This is a genomic window from Nocardia arthritidis, from assembly GCF_011801145.1.
Lineage (GTDB): Bacteria > Actinomycetota > Actinomycetes > Mycobacteriales > Mycobacteriaceae > Nocardia > Nocardia arthritidis_A.
Window position 1 is genome coordinate 1,574,597 of the sequence record NZ_CP046172.1, and the last position, 23,161, is coordinate 1,597,757.

12 protein-coding genes are annotated in these 23,161 nt (G+C 68.5%); 7 read left to right on the forward strand and 5 right to left on the reverse strand.

Features of this window, described 5'->3' with window-relative positions:
- Positions 1 to 8 precede the first annotated feature (8 nt).
- The 4 genes from F5544_RS06985 to rdmE all read left to right on the forward strand — a co-directional run bounded on the left by F5544_RS06985 (position 9) and on the right by rdmE (position 17,423).
- Complete coding sequence (locus F5544_RS06985; RefSeq protein WP_167472422.1) at positions 9 to 14,414, forward strand: non-ribosomal peptide synthetase; 14,406 nt, start codon at positions 9 to 11, stop codon at positions 14,412 to 14,414.
- Between the two features lie 184 nt (positions 14,415 to 14,598).
- A complete protein-coding gene (locus F5544_RS06990; protein WP_167472423.1) occupies positions 14,599 to 15,129 on the forward strand; it encodes a hypothetical protein in 531 nt (176 codons plus the stop codon).
- Between the two features lie 178 nt (positions 15,130 to 15,307).
- Entirely contained in the window at positions 15,308 to 15,667 is a 360-nt protein-coding gene (locus F5544_RS06995) for a hypothetical protein (RefSeq protein ID WP_167472424.1), read from the forward strand.
- Positions 15,668 to 15,848: 181 nt separating this feature from the next.
- Positions 15,849 to 17,423, forward strand: a complete 1,575-nt coding sequence (gene rdmE, locus F5544_RS07000; protein ID WP_167472425.1) for an aklavinone 12-hydroxylase RdmE — start codon at positions 15,849 to 15,851, stop codon at positions 17,421 to 17,423.
- Here the strand turns inward: rdmE and F5544_RS07005 are convergent, their stop codons facing one another.
- Positions 17,424 to 17,708, reverse strand: coding sequence for a GNAT family N-acetyltransferase (locus F5544_RS07005; protein WP_167472426.1), 285 nt, complete (start codon positions 17,706 to 17,708; stop codon positions 17,424 to 17,426). It lies immediately after the preceding gene.
- Positions 17,709 to 17,744: 36 nt separating this feature from the next.
- Positions 17,745 to 19,103, reverse strand: coding sequence for an FAD-binding oxidoreductase (locus F5544_RS07010; protein ID WP_167472427.1), 1,359 nt, complete (start codon positions 19,101 to 19,103; stop codon positions 17,745 to 17,747).
- Positions 19,104 to 19,199: 96 nt separating this feature from the next.
- Here F5544_RS07010 and F5544_RS07015 point away from each other — a divergent pair, with 96 nt between their 5' ends.
- Genes F5544_RS07015 through F5544_RS07025 form a run of 3 tightly spaced genes read left to right on the forward strand, consistent with a single transcriptional unit; the run spans position 19,200 to position 20,887 of the window.
- Positions 19,200 to 19,709 carry a GtrA family protein gene (locus F5544_RS07015; RefSeq protein WP_238847126.1) on the forward strand — a complete coding sequence of 170 codons (510 nt, stop codon included), beginning with the start codon at positions 19,200 to 19,202 and terminating at the stop codon, positions 19,707 to 19,709.
- A 20-nt stretch (positions 19,710 to 19,729) separates the two neighbouring features.
- Positions 19,730 to 20,050: a GroES family chaperonin gene (locus F5544_RS07020; protein ID WP_174867291.1), complete on the forward strand. Its 321-nt coding sequence runs from the start codon at positions 19,730 to 19,732 to the stop codon at positions 20,048 to 20,050.
- A 42-nt stretch (positions 20,051 to 20,092) separates the two neighbouring features.
- Positions 20,093 to 20,887 carry a MerR family transcriptional regulator gene (locus F5544_RS07025; protein WP_167472429.1) on the forward strand — a complete coding sequence of 265 codons (795 nt, stop codon included), beginning with the start codon at positions 20,093 to 20,095 and terminating at the stop codon, positions 20,885 to 20,887.
- Here the strand turns inward: F5544_RS07025 and F5544_RS07030 are convergent.
- The 3 genes from F5544_RS07030 to F5544_RS07040 are packed head-to-tail and all read right to left on the reverse strand — an operon-like array spanning position 20,868 to position 22,830.
- Positions 20,868 to 21,521: a Type 1 glutamine amidotransferase-like domain-containing protein gene (locus F5544_RS07030; RefSeq protein WP_167472430.1), complete on the reverse strand. Its 654-nt coding sequence runs from the start codon at positions 21,519 to 21,521 to the stop codon at positions 20,868 to 20,870. The genes F5544_RS07025 and F5544_RS07030 overlap by 20 nt on opposite strands.
- On the reverse strand, positions 21,522 to 22,361 hold the full coding sequence (locus tag F5544_RS07035) for a maleylpyruvate isomerase family mycothiol-dependent enzyme (RefSeq protein WP_167472431.1): 840 nt from the start codon (positions 22,359 to 22,361) through the stop codon (positions 21,522 to 21,524).
- A 37-nt stretch (positions 22,362 to 22,398) separates the two neighbouring features.
- Entirely contained in the window at positions 22,399 to 22,830 is a 432-nt protein-coding gene (locus F5544_RS07040) for an HIT family protein (RefSeq protein ID WP_167472432.1), read from the reverse strand.
- Between the last annotated feature and the right edge of the window lie 331 nt (positions 22,831 to 23,161).

Sequence of the window (23,161 nt, forward strand, 5' to 3'; positions counted from 1 at the left end):
AAATCGTTATGACGCACGGTGTTTCGACATCGGAATTTCCGCTGTCACCGGCCCAGCTCGGCATGTGGTATGCCCAGCAACTCGATCCCGGCGTGCCGCTGTACGAGGCGCAATATATCGAGATGGACGGACCGCTCGATATCTCCGTGCTGCGGGAGGTTTCGGTGCGGGCGGCGCGGGAGTTCGGCTCCGGGCTGCTGCGGCTGACCGAAAGAGACGGTCGGCCATGGCAGGTCGTGGCCGAGGATGTCGAGCAGCGGATGGCCTATCTGGATCTCAGCGATGCCGCCGATCCCGACGCCGAGGCGCTGCGCTGGATGCGCGCGGATGTGGCCGCTCCGATCGATCTGCTGCGTGACCCGCTCGGCATGTCCGCGCTGATCCGGGTCGGTCCGCAACGGGTGCTGTGGTATTCGCGGTGCCATCACATCCTGCTCGACGGGTTCGGGTCGGCGAGCCTGCTGTACCGGGTCGCCGACCTGTACAACGCCGCGGTATCCGAAACCGAGACGAAAACCGCTGCGGCCATGAGCCTCTCGGAGATCCACGAAGCGGAGATGAGCTACCGCGGCTCGCCCCGATTCGCGAGCGACGCCGCGTACTGGGCCGAACGCACGGCGGGCATGCCGCGCCGGTGCAGCCTGGTCGATGCGTACGCACCGGCGCATGCGCTGGGACGTACGCATCGAATTACATTGTCCGACACCGTTGTCGACCGACTGAACGCGGCGGAAACCCGATTCGGGACCGGTGCGCCCGCGCTGGTGCTGGCCGCGCTCGCGCTCTATTACGCCAGGCTGACCGGGCGGCGGGAGGTGGTGCTCAGCCTCCCGGTATCCGGGCGCACCACCGCGATGTTGCGGCGCTCGGGCGGCATGCTGGCGAATGTGGTGCCGCTGCGGATTTCGGTGACCGACGACAGCACCGTCGCCGATATCGTCGCCGCGATCCGGGTCGAGGTGTCAGGGGCGCTGCGGCACCAGCGATTCCGGCACGAGGAAATGCGCCAGGACGAGTCGGTCGGGCGCGGGTTCGTCGGGCCGGTGGTGAACATCATGCTGTTCCCTGCCGAGGTGAACTTCACCGGCGTGCGGACGAATCTGCACGTGCTCACCTCGGGTCCGATCGAGGATCTGTTCGTCAACCTGTACCAGCACGGAGCCGGCGCGCCGATCCATGTCGACTTCACCGCGAATCCGGATCTCTACGACGCGGATTCCCTTGCCCGCCATCACAACCGGTTCATGCTGCTGTTCGAGTCGCTGCTCGGCGCCGAGGCAGGTACTCCGGTGGCCGCACTCGACTACTTCCTCGACGAGGACCGGCGGCTGCTGGCCGGGGTGCCGGGTCCGGTGGTGCCGTCGCCGCGGCTGCTGCCGGAGATCCTGGACGCGGGTCTGCGCGCGGCCGGGCCCTCGGCTGTCGCCGTGCTGTCGGGTGGGCGCACGCTGACCTACGGAGAACTGGATCGGCTGTCGGATCGACTGGCGCGGGCACTGCTCGCCCGCGGCGCCGGGCCGGAGACGAGTGTGCTTGTCGCGCTGCCCCGTTCGGTGGAGTCCGTGGTGGCGCTGTGGGGTATCGCGCGATCAGGGGCGACGTATGTGCCCGTCGGCGCCGGAGTTCCGGTCGAGCGGGTGGCGAGGATGGCCGCGGAATGCGGTGCTCGGCTGGGGATTACGTCCGCCGACGCGGTGGCCGAACTGCCGGGCGCGGTGTCGTGGATCGTCCCTTCGGAGTTGCTGCCGAGCAAAGGCGATGTGCGGCGGGCGATTCGGCCCGAGCATCCCGCCTATGCGGTATTCACCTCCGGATCGACCGGTGTGCCGAAGGGGGTTGTCGTCACCCATGCCGGACTGGCCGGGTTGGTAGCCGCGGTGCGCGACGCATATGGGGCAGGGCCGGGGTCGCGGGTATTGCACTGTCTCAACCCGGGATTCGATGCGTCGATCCTGGAGCTCTTGCTGGCCTTCAGTTCCGGCGCGACGTTGGTGATCGCGGCGGGCGACGCGGTGGCCGATAGCGGGCTCGCGAGCGCGATAGCGGAGTTCGGCATCACCCAATTGTGTTCCACACCAGCCGTTCTGGCCACGCTGCCGAGCGGAGCGCTCGATGGTGTTCGCGCCGTGTCCACCGGAGGAGAAGCCTGCCCGCCGGAGCTTGTCGCGCGTTTCGGGGCGGGGCGCAAACTGGTGAATTCGTATGGGCCGTCGGAGGCGACGATCGCCGCGACCTTCACCGAGGGACTGACGCCCGGCCTGGTCGCCGGCATCGGCAGGCCGGTGCCGGGGATGCGGCTGTTGGTGCTGGACCGGTTGCTGCGGCCGGTGCCGGTCGGCATGCCGGGCGAGCTCTATCTGGCCGGCCCCGGCTTGGCCCGCGGCTACGCCGGGCGGCGGGGGCCGACCGCCGAGCGATTCGTCGCGAATCCGTTCGGGCCGAGGGGAACTCGGATGTACCGGACCGGCGATCTGGTTCGGTGGTACGCGGCGCCGGACGGTCCGGTGCTCGAATACCTCGGCCGCACCGACTTCCAGGTGAAACTGCGCGGAATGCGGGTCGAGCCGGGCGAAGTGGATATCGTGCTCGCCGCGCATCCCGCCATCGAGATCGCGGTGACCGTGCCGCGCCGGACCGCGGCGGGCGGTTCCGCGCTTGCCTCGTATGTGGTTCCGGTGGATCGTGACGGGCCGGGGCCGGACCTGGCCGAGCTGACCGAATTCTGCGCCGAGCGGCTGCCCGGCCACATGGTGCCCGCCACCATCACCGTGCTCGCCGCGCTGCCCCTCACCGGCAACGGAAAGATCGACCGGCGGGCCCTACCCGAACCGGAACCGGTTGCCCACGAGGCGATCCGGGCCGCCGGAACAGAGACCGAACGCGCGCTGTGCGCACTCTTCGGCGAACTGCTCGGCAGCGGACCGGTCGGCGCCGAATCGTCGTTCTTCACCCTCGGCGGCGATTCGATCATGGCGATCCAACTGGTCTCCCGCGCCCGCGCGGCGGGCTTGGTCTTCTCGGCCCGCGACGTCTTCGAACATCCAACCCCCGCGGCCCTGGCCAGAGTCGTCACCGCACCGCCGACCGAACGCCCTGTGCTGCAAGAGATTCCCGGCGGCGCGACCGGCCGGATGCCGCACACCCCGATAGTCGCCTGGCTACTCGAAAACCCAACGGGCTGGGAACATTTCAGCCAATCGATGGTCCTGGGGCTCCCCATCGGCATCGATCGGCCACGTCTTGCCCAGGTGCTGCAAGCCGTCATCGATCGCCACGACATGCTCCGTGCCCGCCTCATCGATGGAGAACTCGAGGTCCTACCGGTAGGCGCGGTGGACGCCGACAAGCTGATCCATCGAATCGACGCCGCAGTGCATGAGTCCGCGTCGTGGCGATACGACCATGCCGCCGCGACCGAAGATGCCGCGCCGAGATCAGTGCCCGAGCCGGCCAGAGATTCAACTGCGGTCGAGAATGCCGCACGGCCGCCCAGGTCCGAACTCTGCGAGGGTTCGGCGATAGACGCCGTAACGCAGTTCACGCCCGAACGGTATGAAGATTCGGCGACGGTCGCGGATGCTGCGCGGCGGCTTGGACCTGATCAAGGGGTGAATTCGGTCGAGGTCGCGGATGTCTCGCCGGGGCGCGCATCTGAGCGGGCGGCTGGTCGGTCCCGGGGACTGGGCGGCGCGCAGGAGTCCGCCTCTGATCCGGATGAGTGTTCGGTCATCGCTGTGGATGCGGCGGTGCGGCTCGCGCCTGAACCGGGTGCGGCTTCGGTGACGGACATGGATGCCGCGCCGGGCTCAGCGCCCGAACTGGGCAGAGATTCAACCGCGGTCGAGGATGCCGCACGGCCGCCCAGGTCCGAACTCTGCGACGGTTCGGCGATGGACGCCGCGCCGCCCGCATCCGAGCGAACCGACGATGAGGCTGCGGTCGCGGATGCCGTGCGACGGCTCGGGTCCGAGTGTGGCGAGGATTCGGCGGAGGTCGCGGATGTCCCGCCGGGATGTGCACCTGAGCGGCGGGCTGGTTCGGCCGAAGCCATGGACGGCGGTCCGGCCGTCGTCGTGGCCGCAGCGGGGCCGTCCGGGTTCGAACTTGGCGACGATTCGGCGATGGTCGCGGATGCCGCGCGGCGGCTCGCGCCTGCTAGCGGCGTGATGTTCGCGGTTACTTGGGTGGATGCCGGGGCGGAGGCGCCGGGGCGGTTGGTGTTGGTGGCGCATCATCTGGTGTTCGATGCGGTGTCGTGGCGGATCGTGATCGGCGATCTGATTGCGGCGTGGGGGCAGGTTGCGGCTGGGGTGGAGCCGCTTCTGCCAGCGGTCGGGACTTCGATGCGGACTTGGGCGCATGCGCTTTCCGGTGCGGCACTTGATGATTCGCGGGGCACGGAGGTCGGGTACTGGGCCGATGTGTTGGCCGGTCCCGCAGCGGTACTGGGGCGGCGGGCGCTGGATCCGGCGCGAGATCTGCGGCGTGACACCGGGCGAATCGAGGTGCGGCTGCCGGTGGAGACGATGCGGCCGCTGCTGGAGCGGATGCCGGTGGCGTTCCGGGCCGGGGTCGAGGACGCGCTGCTCGCGGCGCTCGCGGTTGCCGTCGCGCGGTGGCGGCCGGGTATGGATTCCGCGCTGGTGATGGTGGAGCGGCACGGTCGTGATGAGGCAGCGGTGCCCGGGGCCGATCTTTCGCGCACAGTTGGCTGGTTCACCAATCAGTTCCCGCTGCGGCTCGACCTGCCACGCATGACGCCGGGCGTGAACTATCGCTCGCGTCCCGACACGTCGCGTGCGGTGCCGGATGCGGATAGCGGTGTGCTCCAGGGCTCGTTGCCGCAACTCGATGGAGCGTCGAATTGTGCTGTGCCGCAATATGAGCGCGCTTTCATGACTGCTGCTCTGAAAGCGGTCAAGGAGCGGATTCGTGAGGTGCCGAGGGGCGGTATCGGGTTCGGGGTTCTGCGTTATCTCAACAAGGATGCCGGTGCGCGATTGCGTCGGGTTCCGGAGTTCGGGTTCAACTATCTCGGGCAGGTGCCGGGCGGTGGATCCGGGCCGTGGTTGCCGGTCGCGGTCGGCGCGGAATTGGGTGGTCTCGGTGATGCCGATCTGCCTGCCGCCGCGGTGGTTTCGCTCGATGCGGTGACGGTGGAGACCGCGGCGGGGCCGCGGCTGCACGCGCTTTGGCGGTTCGCGTCCGGGGTGATCGATCGCGAGGATGTCGAAGAGCTGGTGCGGCAGTGGGTTTCGGCTCTGGACGCGATCGCGCGCCTGCTCGCCGAGCCGCACGCGGGTGGGCTGACACCCTCGGATCTGCCGCTGGTGGCGGCGACACAGGCGCGGATCGACGAGTGGGAGTCCCGCTATCGCGGTGTCACCGATGTGTGGCCGCTGGCGCCGCTGCAGCGCGGACTGCTGTTCCATGCGCAGTTGGCGGAGCACCGATCCGACGGATATTCGGTGCAGGCGGTGATCGATCTGGAAGGGGAGGTGGATCTCGACCGGATGGCGTCGGCCGCACGAATCCTGTTGCGGCGCCACGATGCCCTGCGTACCGCGTTCCACATCGGTGATGCGCCGGTGCAGGTGGTGCTCGAGGAGGTGGAGCTGCCGTGGCGGTGCGTGACGGCTGATCCGCACGACGGTGCGGCCTTGGCGGATGCGGAACTGGCCGAACCGTTCCGGCTGGATCGGCCGCCGCTCATTCGATTCCTGTGCCTGCGTCGCGGGGCACACGAGGTCCAGTTGGTGATCACCAATCACCATGTGGTGCTGGACGGCTGGTCGATGCCGCTGCTGTTCGCCGAACTGCTCGCGATCTACGAAACCGGCGACGATTCCGCGCTCGATACCCCGGTCTCCTTCCGGCGGTACCTGGAATGGCTTGCAGTACAGGATCATTCCGCAATGCGCGCGGCCTGGTTCGCCGCCATGGCCGGGCTGGCCGGGCCGACGCTGGTGGCCGCGGCTCGCCCGCCCGCCGCGCGGGTGCCCGGCCCGGATGCCCCGGCGCTGAGTTCGGATGTGCCCCTGCCGGGGCCGACCGCATCGGCCTTGGCGCGCACCGCGGCCGAGCGCGGCGTCACGCTGAACACCGTGGTGCAGGTGGCCTGGGCGCTGCTGCTGGCCGAACTCACCGGCGGCAACGATATCGTCTTCGGTGCGACGGTTTCCGTGCGTCCACCGGAAATACCGCATGTGCGCCGCATGGTGGGGATGCTGGTGAACACCATTCCGGTGCGCATCCGGCTCGAACCCGCGGAGGAAATCGGCGAGCTGCTGGCGAGGGTGAGCCGTGAGCAGGGTGCGCTCATCGCACATCATGCGCTGGGGCTCAACGATATTCAGGCCGTGGCGGGCGTCGGCGCGCTGTTCGATACCGCCACCGTCTTCGAGTCGTATCCGGTGGACACCGCGGCACTTTCGGCGGCGACCGGCCGGGCCGGGTTGCGGGTCAAGGAATTCCGCGGTCGCGACGGCACGCACTATCCGCTCTCGTTGGCGGCCTATGCCAGGGATGGCTTGCGGCTGGTGCTCAACTATTCGCCGTGGCTGTTCGAGGACGACGAGGCGGTCGGCCTGGCCGAACGATTGGCCAGGATCCTGGCGCGGCTCGCGGCGGATCCGCGCCAGCGCACCAGGCAGGTGCGCGGCGGTGCGGCGGGTGACTATCCGGGTGTGCTGCGTGCGCGTCCGGAACCGCTGCGACTACTGCCGGACCTGCTCGTCAACGGAGCAGACGCGAGCGGTATCGCGGTGCGTGCAGTGCTGCCGGGCGGCGCGACGGTCGAAATCGGTTATGCCGACCTGGATCGCCGCTCGAATCAACTGGCCCGCCTGCTCATCGCCGCGGGCGCCGGACCGGAATCGGCTGTGTTGCTGGCGCTTCCGCGTTCGGCGGAGTGGTTCGTCGCGGTGTCGGCGATCGCCAGGTCCGGCGCGGCGTTCGTCCCGGTGGATATCGCCGATCCGGCCGGGCGGATCGCGGATATCGCGGCCGGATGCGGTGCCCTGCTCGGGATTTCGAACACGGCGTGGCAAGACAAACTGCCCGATACCGTCGCTTGGCGGCTGCTCGACGATCCGGCGGTTCGCGAATGCTGGGAAGGCTTTGCGCCCGAGGCGATCACGGCCGCCGAGCGACCGCCGCTGCGCGCGGGGCATCCGGCCTACATCGTCCACACTTCGGGTTCGACCGGCGCGCCCAAAGGGGTCGTTGTTACCCATGCCGGTTTGTCCGGCCTGGTCGCCGGGCTCTGCGCGCGCACCGGAGTCGGCCCGGGTGATCGCGTATTACATTGTCTGAACCCGAATTTCGACGCATCGACGCTGGTCTGGCTGACCACCTTCGCGACCGGTGCGACCCTGGTGGTCGCCGGGCCGGACCACACAGTGGGCGAGGCGGTGCTCGAAACCGCCGCCACCCAACTGGTCGCGACGCCGGGGATGCTGGCCACCGTGCCACGGGCGGATCTGTCCGGCGTCCGGGTGATCCTCACCGGCGGCGAGGCATTCCCACCGGAGCTGTCCGCTCGGCTGGGCGCCGGTCGGGCGCTGCTGAATTCATACGGTCCGGCCGAGGCCACCGTCGCCGCGACCTGCTCGGCGCCGCTGGCCCCCGGCGACCCGATCGGAATCGGCGCACCGCTGCCCGGTGCCGGGCTCGCCGTGCTCGATCCGTGGTTGCGGCCGGTTCCGCTCGGCGCGCTCGGCGAACTCTATTTGATGGGCCCGGGTTTGGCCCGCGGCTATGCCGGACAGTCCGGACCTACCGCGGAACGGTTCGTGGCGAACCCGTTCGGGACCGCGGGCAGCCGCATGTACCGCACCGGAGATGTGGTGCGCCGCGTCTCACATACGCGACTGGATTTCCTGGGCCGCAACGACGCTCAGGCCAAGGTGCGCGGAATCCGGGTCGAGCCGGGCGAGGTCGATGCGGTGCTGCGCGCCGGACCGGGAATCGCCATGTCGGCGACCGTGATTCGGGACGGCGCGGCGGGCGGCAAGGTGCTGGCCAGCTATGTGGTCCCGGCGGCCGGAGCCGCGCCGACACCGGCGCGCGTCCTCGAATATCTCGGTGCACGACTGCCGCGACATCTCGTCCCCGCGACGGTAACGGTGCTCGCGGCGCTGCCGCTGAACGCGAACGGAAAGGTGGACAGGCGCGCGCTGCCGGAACCTGAACGGACGCTGGCGGATTACCTGGAGCCGGTCGGTGCGCAACGGGCGGTCGCGGCCGCATTCGGCGCGGTGCTCGGACACGAGCGGGTCGGCGCGGCCGACGATTTCTTCGCACTGGGCGGCGATTCGCTGTCCGCGACCCGGGTCGCCGCGCGGATCGGCGACGCGCTCGGCGCGCGGGTGCCGGTGCGGCTGATCTTCGATGCGCCGACGGTGCGTGAGCTGGCCGCGCGGATCGGCGCGGATGCGCAGGCGGACGGCCCACGGCGGATGCCGCGACCCGCACTGGTACCGCTTTCGCCCGCGCAGCAACGGATGTGGTTGATCAACCGCTACGATCCGGCCTCCGGCGCCTACAACATCCCGGTCGCGCTGCGTTTGACCGGATCGCTCGATATCGCGGCCATGCGCGCCGCGCTGGGCGATGTGCTGGACCGGCACGAAGCGCTGCGCACCGTGTACCCGGATCGGGACGGCGTCGGGCATCAGGTGATCCTGCCGGCGAACTCCGTTGTGCCGCCGCTTGATCCGGAGTCGATCAATGATGGCGATCTGCCTACCGCAGTACTCGACTGTGTCACTGCGGGATTCACGGTGACTGCCGAGATTCCGGTGCGGGCGCGGCTTTTCCGGCTCGGTCCGGACGAGTATGTGCTGGTGCTGGTCGTACATCACATCGCCGCCGACGGATTCTCGATGGGTCCGCTGGCCGCCGATCTGATGACGGCATACGGGATGCGCAAGCAGGGCCGCGCACCCGAATGGCGGCCGCTGCCGGTGCAGTATGCGGATTACACCCTGTGGCAGCACGAACGGCTCGGTACGACGGACGACCCGGACTCACTGCTCAGCGCGCAGATACGGTACTGGCGCACGACATTGGCCGGTCTACCGGACCAACTGGCGCTGCCCACCGACCGGCCGCGTCCGGCCACGGCGTCGCTGCGGGCGGGCACGGTCGCGGTCGAGCTGGATCCCGGTCTCACCGCGGCGGCGGCCGCGCTGGCGCGGACCGGGCAGAGCACGCTGTTCATGGTGTTGCACGGTGCGCTCGCCGCGGTGCTCGCCCGGCTCGCCGTGAGCACCGATATCGCGCTCGGCACGCCGGTCGCGGGGCGTGGAGCGGCCGAACTCGACGGTGTGGTCGGCATGTTCGTCAACACGGTGGTGCTGCGCACCGAGGTGCGCCCTGCCGAATCGTTCACCGCCCTACTGGAGCGGGTGCGCCGCGCCGACCTGGATGCGTTCGCGCACAGCGATGTTCCGTTCGAGCGGCTGGTCGACGTGCTCGACCCGGTGCGGTCGGCGGCGCGCCACCCATTGGTCCAGGTGATGTTGGTCTTCCAGAATCTGCCGCCGGTCTCCTTCGAGTTGCCCGAATTACGAGTGGCGGCAATGGAACTCGACCAGCGGGCGATCCGCTTCGACTTGAGCGTGACCGTGTCCGAGACCGATGCCGGACTCTCGGCGCGATTCACCTATGCCACCGACCTTTTCGATGCGGAAACGATCGAACTGCTGGCCCGGCGCTGGATCCGGCTGCTGCGCGCGGTGGTTCGCGATCCGGGATGCCCGGTGGGCGATATCGAACTACTCGAATCCGCCGAACGATCGGCGCTGCTGGCGCCGGGCGCACCGCCGATCGCCGAGCCTCGGGCACTGCCGAACCTGCTCGCCGCCGCGGTGGCCGCGAACCCGGACGGTATCGCGATCACCGACGGAACCACCGCCCTGACCTACCGCGAACTCGACCGACGCTCGAACCGGTTGGCCAGAACGCTGATTCGCGCCGGAGCGGGACCGGAGCGTACGGTCGCGCTAGCGTTGCCCCGGTCCATCGAGTCGGTACTCGCGGTATGGGCGGTCGCCAAATCCGGAGCCGCGTTCGTCCCTATCGATCCCACCTACCCGGCCGAGCGGATCACTCAAATACTCACCGATTCCGGTGCCACACTGGGGATCACCAATGGCCCAGCCGCCGCGAGGTTGTTCGGCGAGGCACGCTCGTCAGTCCTCGACAACCCGGGAATGGCCGGAATGCCCTCGGGTGCTGCGGCGGCCACTGGTGCGCCGCTCGACCAGGTGCGCAGGCCAGTACTCGACCACCCGGACGCAGCCGAGGGACCTTCAGCCGCTGGGACGGCTGCCGGGAGGCTGTGCAGCGAGACATGCGAACCGATCATCGGTGACCCGCGCTCGGCCAAGGTACTTTTGGCCACCGACGACAGGACGCTATCTGTCTCGATGCGCTGGCTGGTGCTCGACGACCTCGATATGGTCGCGGCCGACGGGGGCCTGTCCGGCGAGATGCGTTGGCCGGTGCCGAATAGCCGGGACCCGGTTGAGATGCCTGTGGCCACTGGACTGGAAACCCGCTCGGTGTGTTGGCTTTCGACCGACGACGCCGACACGGCCGCGGTGCGTTCGGTCACCGACTCCGCGATAGGCGACGATGAGCGGCCGCCGCTGCGGCCCGATAATCCGGCCTACCTCATCTTCACCTCCGGATCGACGGGTCGGCCGAAGGGCGTGGTGGTGACCCATGCGGGCCTGGCGAATGTGGCTGCGCTGCAACGGGAACGCCTCGGCACCGATAAGTCGTCCCGAATAGCCCACCTGGCCTCGCCGAGTTTCGACGCCTCGGTGCTCGAGCTGCTCATGGCGATCGGACCCGCCGGGACCATGGTGATCGCCGGACCGACCGCATACGGCGGCGCGGAACTAGCGGAACTTCTGGTCCGGCAACGGGTTACGCACCTAGCGCTGACACCGTCGGCCCTCGCGTCGGTCGAGCCGTCGGCCGTCGCCGGGGGCGAGCTCGCGGCGATAATCACCGGTGGCGAGGAATGCCCGCCGGACCTGGTCGCCCGGTGGGCGGCGCCGGGGCGTCGGCATTTCAACGATTACGGCCCCACCGAGGCGACGATTTGGGCCACCGGAAAGGCGATGCGGCCGGGTGCCGAGATCACCATCGGCATGCCGGTGCCGGGCGTCACCGCACTGGTGCTCGATGAGCGGCTGCACCCGGTGCCGGAGGGCGTGATCGGCGAGCTCTACCTCGCCGGAATCGCTTTGGCCCGTGGCTATCACGGCCAAGGTGGGCTCACCGCGACGCGGTTCGTCGCCCATCCGTGCGGCGCGCCGGGGGAGCGGATGTACCGCACCGGTGACCTGGTGCGCCGCAAGCGCGGTGAGTTGCACTATTTCGGCCGTGCCGATTCGCAGGTCAAGTTGCGCGGGCTGCGCATCGAACTCGGCGAGGTCGCCTCCGCACTGCTGGCCGATCCGTCGGTGGAGCAGGCGGTGGCCGATATCTACACCGATCCGGCGGTCGGCGAACTGTTGGTCGGCTATGTGGTTCCGGCCGAACCGGACGATTTCGCGCCGGAACGCTTGAAAGACCGCATATCCCAGCGGCTTCCGTCATATCTGGTGCCCGCCGCGATCGTGTCGCTCGCCGCCGTGCCGCGCACCGCCAACGGCAAACTCGATCGTAAGGCGCTGCCCGCGCCCGATATCCGGTCCGGCCGGTATCGCGCTCCGCGGACGCCGTCACAGCGCGCCGTCGCCGCGATCTTCGCCGATTTGCTCGGCATCGAGCGAATCGGCCTGGACGACAATTTCTTCGCGCTCGGCGGCAATTCGCTGATCGCGACCAGGGTCGCCGCTCGGGTGGGCGCGGCGCTCGACATCAGGGTCCCGGTGCGCACCGTCTTCGACGCACCCACCGTCGCGGCCCTGGTCGAGGCGGTGCGCGACGCGACATCGCCGCCCGGACCCCGGCCAGGCCCTCGGCAACGGCCGCAACGGATTCCGCTGTCGGCGGCCCAGCACCGGATGTGGTTCCTCAACCGCTACGACCCGGACTCACCCGCGCACAATGTTCCCGGCGTCTTCGAGGTCATCGGCGATCTGGACGAGGAGGTGCTGCGTGCGGCCATCGCCGATGTGCTGGCACGGCACGAGTCGCTGCGGACCGTCTACCCCGTCGACGATGGGGGAGAGCCGTATCAGCACATCGTTCCGATATCAGAAGTGATTGTGCCGCTACAGGTTTCGACACACTCCATGGGCAACGCCCTGGAGCGAGCGATGCGGTCGGCGGCCGCCGGCTTCGACCTCACCCGCGAGCTGCCGATACGGATCCGGTTGCTGCGACCGGATTCCGGGCCCGCCCTGCTGGTGGTCGTCACCCATCACATCGCCGCCGACGGCTGGTCGCTCGCGCCGCTGACCCGGGATGTCATGGTGGCCTGGGCCGCTCGGCGATCCGGAGCCGCGCCGCGATGGACGCCGCTGCCGTTGCAGTACGCGGATTACACGCTGTGGCAGCGGGAATCGCTCGGCGCCGAAGACGATGCCGGCAGCGTCGCGCATCGGCAGTTGACGTACTGGCGCGCCGCGCTGGCCGGTCTGCCGGACGCGCCGACGCTGCCGACCGACCATCCGCGGCCCGCGGTGCGGTCCGAGCGCGCCGGATCCGTCGACTTCCGGATCAGTGCCGCGGGGCAGCAACGGATCCAGGAGCTCGCGCGCGGATACGGCGTCAGCGTCTTCATGGTCGCGCACGCCGCGCTGGCGATCCTGCTGTCCCGGCTGTCGGGACGCGACGATATTGCCATCGGCACGGTGACGGCCGGGCGCGGTGACGGCGAACTCGACGACCTCGTCGGCATGTTCGTCGGCACGCTGGTGTTGCGCACCCGCGTCGATCAAAGGGCCACCTTCGAAAACCTCTTGGCGGCAACGAAAGACAGCGATCTGGACGCCTTCGGTAATGCCGACCTGCCGTTCGAGCGATTGGTCGAGCTGCTCGCGCCCGCCCGCTCGACGGCCTATCACCCGCTGTTCCAGGTGCTGCTGGTGCTACAGAACTTCGAGCGGCAGCCGATAAATTTCGCGGGGCTGGAGCTGCGGCCGGTCGAAACACCCACCGTCGGCGCGAAATTCGAGCTGGAGTGGATGCTGATGGAGGAGTTCGACGCCGACGGTGCGCCCGCCGGTGTGCGCGGCACCCTCATCTTCGCCCGCGACCTGTTCGAACCCTCGACCGCGGAGGCCATGGCGCGGCGCTATGTCGAGGTGGTCGAGGCGGTGACGGCGCATCCGGGCGTGGCGGTCGGTGCGCTGGAAGTGACCGCTCCGCCAGGGGCTTTCACCTATGAACCGCCGGAAGTAACGGTGCCCCAGGCGAACCTGCCCTACCGGCCACCGGTGACAACGGCCGAGCACGCCGTCGTCGCCGCATTCGAGGAAGTACTCGGTGCGGAGCGAATCGGCTTGGACGACAACTTCTTCGAGCTCGGCGGCAACTCGATGGTGGCGATCCGGCTGGTCGCCGCCGTCCGGGCGCGAACCGGATGCCACCTGCCGGTGCAGTGGATATTCGGTGATCCGACGCCGGGCGCGCTGGCCCGACGTATCGCCGAGGGCGGCGGTGCCGACCCCGCGCTGCGGCCGGTGCTGCCGCTGCGCCGGACGGGTGCTGGTCCCGCGCTGTTCTGTATTCATCCGGCCATCGGATTGGCGTGGGGCTACGCGGGTTTGGTGCGGTACCTCGACCCGGACCATCCGGTGTACGGCCTGCAATCGCCCGGCGTGACGACCGAGGTGGCACCGCGCCGCCTCGTCGAACGCGCCGCCGACTATGCCGACGAGATCGAACGAACTCAACCGCTGGGCCCCTATTGCCTGCTCGGCTACTCGGCGGGCGGTCCGATCGCACACGCGGTCGCCGTCGAACTGCAACGCCGCGGCGCGCAGGTATCCGCGCTGATCATCATCGACGGACGCGCCGACATCGCACCCGAAAGCGCAACGGAGGCACCGTCGCCCGAGTACCTGCTGGCCGAATTCGGCGGCATCGACCCGGCGGCGCTCGTCGATGACCAACCGGCGGACACCACGCTCGCCGAACGCGCCGCGGCCCTGCTGCGCACCACCGATGGTCCCTCCCTCACCGCCGACACCTTGAACCGGCTATACGCCGACTATCTCGAGCTCGTTCGCGAGGCCGCCGACCATCGACCCGCCCGCTTCACCGGTGACCTGCTGTTCTTCAGCAGCACCGACTCCACGGCGGCGGGCACGCCCAATGCCGACACCTGGCTCCCGTACATCGATGGAGAACTCGTCGACCACGAAATTCCGTACGAACACAACAAACTCACCGCGCCGGAGTCCTTCGCGCTGATCGGTCCGATCGTCGCCGCATATCTGCGCTAGCCTTCCGCGCATTGCCGATCGCCCGGAAACTTTACGGGTCAATGGCAAATCACTGTGACGCTAACCGGAGCAGAAAGCCCGGAATCGCAAACGCCTGTACGGGATCCGCGGCGCATGGCCGAAAAGCCGTCGGCCGATGAAAGTTCCGGGGCAGAATTGGCGCGCATCCGAGAGGAGTATTGCGATGCGTGGACGAATTATCGTGTCCCTGGCCATAATTGCCGCCGCGGGTGTGTTCGCCGGTCCGGCGGAGGCGGATACCGGGGGCCCGGTCGTCACCCACCCAGGATCCACACCGTTCGATTATCCGGCGGGTGAGGTGTGCGCGTTTCCCGCGCACGTGGAGTTCCCGGTGAGCGATTTGACCGAACAGGTCTGGTACGACGGCGCGGGTCGACCCGTATTCGGCACGGAGACAGGCGCTTTGGTGATTCGGATAACGAATACCGACACTGGACGGACAGTGGACCGGAACATATCCGGCGACGGCACGCTGGTCTATCCCACACTCGACCCGGACGACTTCGTACTGAGCGGCGGTGATTGGTCGGCCGGACTCCACGGCTCCGACTTGCCCGCCTCCGCCCGGCACCACTGGTACATCTCCCACGGCCTCATGTCGGTGCGGGTGACGAGGCAGGGCGGTCAGGTCACGCGGCAACTGCTGGCTCTGGTGGGCCCCTACGAGGACATGTGCGAGGTCCTCGCGGGTTAGGCGTACCTCCGCATTCGCTCCGGCCGTGCGCGGTCTGCGGACGACTTCGTCGACAGCGCCCATTGGGCGGTGACGGCCGGATGATCTATCGATGATGCCGAGATATTCCATTTGTCGAGCTCATCGGTAGATTTGCGCGCGGGTCGGGCCTTCGATTGGAGTTGATTCAGTTATGCGCATGCGTCGCCAGGTGGCAGTCGGCCTTGGTATCGCTGCTCTGTTCGGAAGTGCGGTGGGCGTGCTGGCGCCACAGGCCGCCGCGCAGGAATTGGCGCCCGGTGTTTCGTGCGACGGATTCACCTGCCGCAACGACACCGACGATACCTATCGGGTAGAGGGCGTCGGGCAGTGCACGGACTTCGGCCAGAACCGCATCACCGGGCAGGTGGTGGTGCGGCAGCGTGTCCGCCCGCACTCGACCGAAAACATCAGCGTCAGCTGCACCCGTCCGGGCGAGCTGTGGCGCGATCCGATCTGGATCGATTACCGCAGCGCGGTAGTCGACAACTCCAGGCCGCCAACGGGTTCCGCCGGATAGTAGCGATCGGACGCAAGGCCACGACGCGGGAGCCCCGGGCGTCGTGGCCGCCACCCACTCGGCACCGTCACGGGTCTGCGGTCAAAATCGGTTGTGCGGGTGACGGTCCCACCGCACACTGGATCCTGCTGCGCTGAACATCCTTGGTAGATAAGGTTTCCGATTCGCGGAGGTAGCGATCGTGGGGGAAAGCGTGCCGGTACTCGTCGTCGGCGCCGGGCTGGCCGGACTGTCCAGCGCGATGTTCCTGGCCCGGCGCGGAGTCGGCGTGCTGCTGGTCGAGCGGCACACCGGAACATCGCTGTTCCCGAGGGCGGTCGGGCAGAACCAGCGCACGATGGAACTGCTCGGATATGGCGGTATCGCGGCCGACATCCCGACGATCACCCCGAAAACCCCTGGGCTCCGGGTGCGGATGGCGGCCACTCTGGCGGGACCAGCCTTCCATGAGGAGCCGCCCGAGACCGTCGCCGAAAACCTGAGCACCCTTTCCCCGGCCGGGGTCGGCACGCTCGGCCAGGACAAGCTGGAGCCGCTATTGCGAACGCGCGCTGCCGAATTCGGCGCGGAACTGCGTTTCGGCACCGAGCTGGTGTCCTTCACCCAGGATGACGACGGGGTGACGGCCCTACTCCGCGGACCCGAGCGGACCAGCCGGGTGCGCGCGGATTACCTCGTCGCCGCCGACGGCAACCGCAGCGGCGTGCGCGCGCAGCTCGGCATTGACCGGCACGGCAGCGAAAGCCTGGGCCACAGCGTGAGCATCATCTTCGATGCCGATCTCGGCGATCTGCTGGACCGGGAGCGGCGGGCCCTGCATGTGCTGCACAACGAACGGATACACGGCTACGGCATATTCGTCACCGTCGACCACGCCATCGATCGGCATGTGTTCAGCATCGGCTACGACCCGGCCGCCGGACAGTCGCCTGCGGACTTCACCACCGAGCGGTGCACTGAACTGATCCGGCTGATCACCGAATCGCCGGAGCTCGAACCGGAGATCCTGGCCGTGCGGCCGTGGGAAATGGCGGCGACGGTGGCGGACCGGTTCCGGGTGGGGCGGGTGTTGCTCGCGGGTGATGCCGCGAAGGTGACGCCGCCCAGCGGCGGATTCGGCGGCAACACCGCGATCGGCGATGCGTACGACCTGGCATGGAAGCTCGCCGCGGTACTCGACTCGTCGGCGGGGCCCGAACTGCTCGACACCTATGACGACGAGCGCCGCCCGATCGCCGAGCGGGTCGTCGCCGAGGCGCTGCGATTGGTGGCCGGTCGCGGGCCGGGGGCGCAGCCCGACGCCGATGGGATCCCCGATCGTCAGCGCGCCGCCGAGCTGACGCTCGGTTTCCGCTACCGCTCGTCCGCGGTGCTCATCGATGACGACGATCGCGCCGACGCCGAGGACCCGTACCGGCCGAGTGGGCGCCCCGGATTCCGCGCACCGCACGTTCGGCTGCATCGCAATGGCGAAAAGCTTTCCACCATCGACCTTTTCGGCCGCGACTTCGTATTGCTGTCCGGTGCGGACGGCGGATTCTGGTCCGGTATCGCCGAGCGTCGCGGCCTGCGCACTCACACGATCGGCAGGGAATTGACCGACACGGATGGTGAATTCCGCGCCCGCTACGGGATCGGCCCGTCGGGTGCGAGCCTGGTGCGGCCGGACGGCATCGTCGCCTGGCGCACCGTCGACGCCCCGAGCGACCCGGAGCGAGCCCTGCACGACGCACTCGGGCTGATCCTGGCCAGATGATTACCCGACCAGGTCGCCGTACTCGCTGTGTTCGGCGATGAACTTGTCCACATACCAGCAGGTGGGGATGACCGAAAACCCTTGGGCGCGCGAATCCGCCAGCGCGAACTCGACCACCTTGGCGGCGATGCCCTGGCCGCGGAACTCCGGAAAGGTCATGGTGTGGTGGAAATCCCGGACCTTGGGCTCCGTGCGCTCGGCGTAGTCGGCGTAACCGGCCAGAACGTCGTCGACATAGATTTCGAAACGGGTGTCGGCGGCATTGTGCTCGAGCCTGGTCGTCATATCGGATGCAACTCCTGAGCGGGATCGATTGTTCCGTTAGAGGATCGAGCCGGGGTTGAGAATCCCGTGCGGATCGAGTGCGTCCTTGATCCGCCGGGTGAGCGCCATAACGTCGGGGCCGAGCTGATCGGGCAGCCACGCTTTCTTCAACCGTCCGACACCGTGCTCGCCGGTGATGGTACCGCCCAGCGCGATGGCCAGATCCATGATCTCGCCGAAGGCGCGATGCGCGCGCTCGGTGTTGTCCGGGTCGGTCGGGTCGTGCACGATCAGCGGGTGGGTGTTGCCGTCGCCCGCGTGCGCGATCACCGAGACGGTCACCTCGTTGCGCCGGCCGATCTCGGCGATGCCGGTGACCAGATCGCCGAGCCGGGGCAGCGGCACCCCGACATCCTCCAGTAGCAGCGGACCGATCTTCTCCACCGCCGGAATGGCGAAACGCCTTGCAGCGGTGAACGCCTCGCCCTCCTCCAGATCTTCGGTGTGGAAAACCTCTGTCGCACCGGCCTTTTCGCATGCGGCCAGCATGATCCCGGCCTCGTGCGCGGCGAATTCGCCTGGCGCGTCGGAGCGGGCGACCAGCAGCGCCGCCGCGTCGCGATCCAAACCCATCCGCATCGAATCCTCGACCGCGTTGATGGCGATCGAATCCATGAATTCCAGCATGGACGGCCGCAATTGGCCGGTGATGGACAGGATCGCCTCGGTGGCCGCCGTCAAGGTCGCGAAGCTGGCCACCACTGTGCTCTGCGGCGGCTGTGCGGGCAGCAGGCGCAGCGTGAGCTCGGTGATGACGCCCAAAGTGCCTTCGCTGCCGACGAACAGCTTGGTGAGCGAGAGCCCGGCCGAATCCTTCAACCGCGGCCCGCCGAGCCGCACCACCGCGCCGTCGGCCAGCACCACCTCCATGCCGAGCACGTAATCCGTTGTCACGCCGTACTTCACGCAGCACAGCCCGCCCGCGTTGGTGGCCGCGTTACCGCCGATCGAGCACATCTCGAACGACGACGGATCCGGCGGATACCACAGACCGTGTTCCGCGACAGCGCGTTTCACCTCGGCGTTGAGCAGACCCGGTTGTACTACGGCGGTTCGCGTCACCGGATCGACGGTGATGGCACGCATGCGCTCGGTGCTGAGCACGATGCCGCCGTCGACCGCGGTCGCCCCGCCGGACAGCCCGGAACCGGCCCCGCGCGGCACCACCGGCACCCGGTGCTCATGCGCCCAGCGCAGCGTCGCGGCGACGTCCTCGGTGCCGGTCGCGCGGACCACCGCGAGCGGTGTGCCCGCGCCGGGGTCGCGCGCCCAGTCCTGGCGGTAATTCGCGAGAAGGTCCGGATCGGTGAGCACCGCGCCGTCGGGTAGTCGGGTGATCAGGTCATGCAGGTCCACGACATTCACGCTAGCGCTCTGCGGCCCGATCCGTCCTGAGGTGCGGGTTTGCCGGTTGATCATCTGGTGGACACCTGCCGCTGGCAGGCTGGCCGGGTGTCTGATCATCCCCGGATCGAAACCGTCGCGGATCGCTTCTCCCGCTGGTGCGCGGCCGTGGTGGCGCGGCTGCCGCTGGGGCTGAATCGTCTTGTCGCACCGACCTTCCTGGGTTTCGCGTTGATCAACGGATTCACCTTCGGGGTGGATCTGACGCTGCTCACGGTGCTGCACGGCGGGCTCGGCGTTCCGGTCTGGCTGGCGGTGACCGTGGCCTATATCTGCGCGTTCGGGCTGAGCTTCCTGCTCAACCGCACCTTCAACTTCCATTCGCACGCGCCGGTGGGCAGGCAGACGGCCGTCTACGTGATCGTTGTGGCGATCAACTATCTCGCGTTCATCATGGGCGTCGGCAGCGGGCTGGCGATGCTCGGCGTCGAATACCACCTGTCCCGGCTGCTGGCGGGTGGTTGCGAGGCGATCTACATGTACAGCGCGATGCGCTGGGTGGTGTTCCGCCGCCGGGACACCCCGGCCGAACCGGAACTAGCGACGGACGCGTACTAGTCGCCCGGTACACTCCGCCGGTGTCCGAAGCTCAACTCGAAATTCAGATGCTGCACGACCGGGTCATGATCCGGGTGACGCCCGAGGCGGGCGAACGCCGTAGCAGCGGAGGAATTCTGATTCCGGCGACGGCGCAGGTTGCCAAGCGATTGACCTGGGGCCAGGTGTCCGGCGTAGGCGCGCACGTGCGCTCGGTCCGGGTCGGCGACCGGGTGCTGTTCAGCGCCGACGACCAGTACGAGGTCGAGATCAAGGGCCAGGCCTACCTGGTCCTGCGCGAACGCGACCTGCACGCGGTGGCCAGCGAACAACCCGAACACGGCACCGGCCTCTACCTCTGAACCCTTGCACCTCACGCGGCGTGAGGACCTACCGTCGGATTCGTGGCGAAGACGAGCGAGTACGTCAAGGTCGGCGAGCTGGCCGCGGCCAGTGGGCTGACCGTCCGCACCCTGCACTACTACGACGAGATCGGGCTGCTCTCGCCCTCGGGCCGCAGCGGCGCCGGGCATCGGCTGTATTCGGGCGACGATGTGCAGCGGCTGTACCGCATCGGCCTGCTGCGCGGGCTCGGGCTGCGGCTGGACGAGGTGGCCGCCGCGCTCGACGATCCGGCGTGGGATCTGCGCGGAGTGCTGCACCGGCACATGGCCCAGCTCGACCATCGGCTGGCCGTCGGGCATCGGCTGCGCCACCGGCTGACCGCGATGGTCGCCGCGATCACCGATCACCGCAGTCTCGAAACACCCGAGCTGCTGGGCACTTTGGAGGATATGGCCATGCTGGACACCAAGATTCGACGCCGCATACCGACGCTGGTCTACCGCGACATCGCCGCCGCGCACGAATTCCTCACCACCGTCTTCGGTTTGGAGCCGGGTGAGCTGAGCCGCGGTGCGGATGGCACCGTGCACCACGGTGAGGTCACCGCGGGCGACGGGGTGATCTGGTTGCACGCGGTCTCCGAACAGTTCGGCCTGCAGTCGCCTGCGACGGTCGGCGCGTGCACCGAGGGCATGTCGATCGTGGTCGATGATGTCGACGCGCACTTCCGGCACGCGAAAGCCGGTGGCGCGGAAATACTTTACGAGCCGACGGATCAGTTCTACGGCTACCGCGACTACAGCGCCCGCGACCCGGAGGGCCGCCTGTGGACCTTCATGTCGCCGTTGGCTTGATCAGTTCCTCGACTCGGGCGCCGTCTACCACGATGACATCGTCGTCGGTGAGCGCCCAGTGCGGGATGCCTTGGGCGCGAAGGCCTTCGGCGAATCGCTTGCACTCACCGTCGAAATCGGTCGGTGAGTCGATATGGGGGACGATCGGGCGGTCGACCAATCCGAGGCCGTCCCAGCGGATTTCGCCGCCGCCGGCGGTCGCGACCTCGGCCGGATCGTCCACCGTCTCCAGGCCGTGCAGGTCGGGTGTCATGACGGCGGCGCCCGCGCTGTATCCGGCGTAGACCAGTGCGTCGTCGGCCAGCAGCCGGGTGAGCGCGAGATCGGCTCCGCTGCGGGCGAACTGGGCGCGCAGCACGAAGGTGTTGCCGCCGCGCACCAGCACCAGTGGATAATCCGCGAGCTTGCGCGTCAGTTCCGCACCGCGCCCGAGGTATTCGCGCAGATCGAGCACCTCGGGCGTGTAGCCGAGCCGCCGCAGCGGCACCAGATCGCTGGTCACCGCCGACGCCCAGGCCGCGGGCCAGGCGTCACAGGCGTTGGGAACAAGCGCGACCCGGCCCGGCGCGCCGGCCAACTCGACGAGCCGGTCGTGGTGCGCGCCGAACCGGTAGCTGGACAGGAATAGTCGCATCTACAGCGTGAAGGCCAGGTTGTCGACGAGCCTGCGGCCCAGCTCCGCGTCACCGGTGATGGCGATCTCACCGAGGTGGTCGGCCGCCGCGGTGCGCCCGCCGCCGAGTCGCACGAAAAGCCCCGAATCCAAGCGTATTCCGACGGTTTCCGGCCCGTCGAAGGATTCGACATAAGCGGCCCGCCCGTCCACTTGAATGCGCAGCTCGCGCGCCAACGGACCGGTGAGCGTGACGGCGATCCGCGAACCCTGCGGCGCACCACCGCGTTTCACCACCACCCTGGGGATCGAACCGGCGAATTCGGCGAAGGCGAGTTCGGCCCGCGCACCGCCCTCGTCCACCGTGACACCCAGTGCGTCGGCGATATCGAGTTCGTGCATCCAGCAGTCGAACAGCCGCACCCGCATGAACCGGCCGTAGCTCACCTGCCCGATCGGTGACGGCGTCTCGGCCTGCCACTGCGCATCGTCCATGGCCGCCAAGGCCTTCCGGCGTCGATCGATCACCTCCCGGTACAGCTCGAGCAGCTGTGCGCCCGAGCGGGGCCGCAGCCGCTGCACCCAGATCTCGTTCAACGCGGCGGTGTCGTTGCGCACGTGCGGCAGCGTGCGCACATCGATCTTCTCGACCCCGTCCGGCAGCGCGGGCGGTTTCTCGCCGAGCAACCAGGATTCGGTGCCGACAACGTGGGCCACCACGTCGAAAACCGTCCACCCCGGCAGCGGAGACGCTGTGCGCCAGCCGGTTTCGTCCAGGCCGGCGACCAGCGCGGCGATCGCGTCCCACTGCTCGGCGAGCCCGGCGATCAGCGGCGGACGCTCCAGGGTGCGGTCGGTCATGCGAATTCCTCTCTCGTCCAGCGGTATTCGGTCGAACTCAGTCGGCGTCCAGCGCCGCGATGCCCGCGCGAATGGCGGCCGCGGTGGATTCGGGATCGTGCGGGCGGCGCAGCACCAGGCCCGTCGCGAAGCTCAATCTGTCGCCTTTGCGCCGCGGGATGACGTGCAGGTGCACGTGCGGAACCGTCTGGAAGGCCGCGGTGCCGTCGTTGAGCACCAGGTTCGCGCCGTTCGCGGCCAGGCTGCTGCGCCGGATGGCCAGCGCCAGCCGGTGCCCGGCGCGGAATATGTGCGCGCCCAGTTCGGCGTCCAGATCCTCCAGCTCGGTGGCGTGCCGCTTGGGAATCACCAGCGTGTGGCCGCGCACGATCGGCCGGATATCGAGGAACGCGCACAGCGTCTCGTCCTCGTAGACCTTGGTGGCGGGCGCCGCACCCGCCACGATGCGGCAGAACACGCAGTCCTTCACAGGGCAGACCTTACGGCCTGGTCATGATCCGCGTCACTGTCCGGTTTTACACAGTACGGCCGACCTCGTCTCGAACCTTTGAGTAAGTAAGCGACCCGTACGTTCGGTCTTGTTCGGCTCGCCCGAGCCGATCACCATCGAAATCGGCGATCGACCGATTCGCCAGGTACGGGTAGGAGGTGACCGATGACGGCACTGCCGGGAGATTCGGGCATAACGCCGGAATCCGGCTCCCGTATGTGACGGGCATCTCAGATACGCTCACCGCGGGCCGGGTACAGTTTGCGAGATCCAGGCAACCTTACTCACAAGTAATAACGCTCAGGCCGAC

Excerpts from the sequence above, each read along its gene's own strand:
- F5544_RS06990 (WP_167472423.1), top strand. The coding sequence starts at position 14,599 with ATGCGTGGACGAATTATCGTGTCCCTGGCCATAATTGCCGCCGCGGGT.
- F5544_RS07035 (WP_167472431.1), bottom strand. The coding sequence starts at position 22,361 with ATGACCGACCGCACCCTGGAGCGTCCGCCGCTGATCGCCGGGCTCGCC.
- F5544_RS07030 (WP_167472430.1), bottom strand. The coding sequence starts at position 21,521 with ATGCGACTATTCCTGTCCAGCTACCGGTTCGGCGCGCACCACGACCGG.
- F5544_RS06985 (WP_167472422.1), top strand. The coding sequence starts at position 9 with ATGACGCACGGTGTTTCGACATCGGAATTTCCGCTGTCACCGGCCCAG.
- F5544_RS07005 (WP_167472426.1), bottom strand. The coding sequence starts at position 17,708 with ATGACGACCAGGCTCGAGCACAATGCCGCCGACACCCGTTTCGAAATC.
- F5544_RS06995 (WP_167472424.1), top strand. The coding sequence starts at position 15,308 with ATGCGTCGCCAGGTGGCAGTCGGCCTTGGTATCGCTGCTCTGTTCGGA.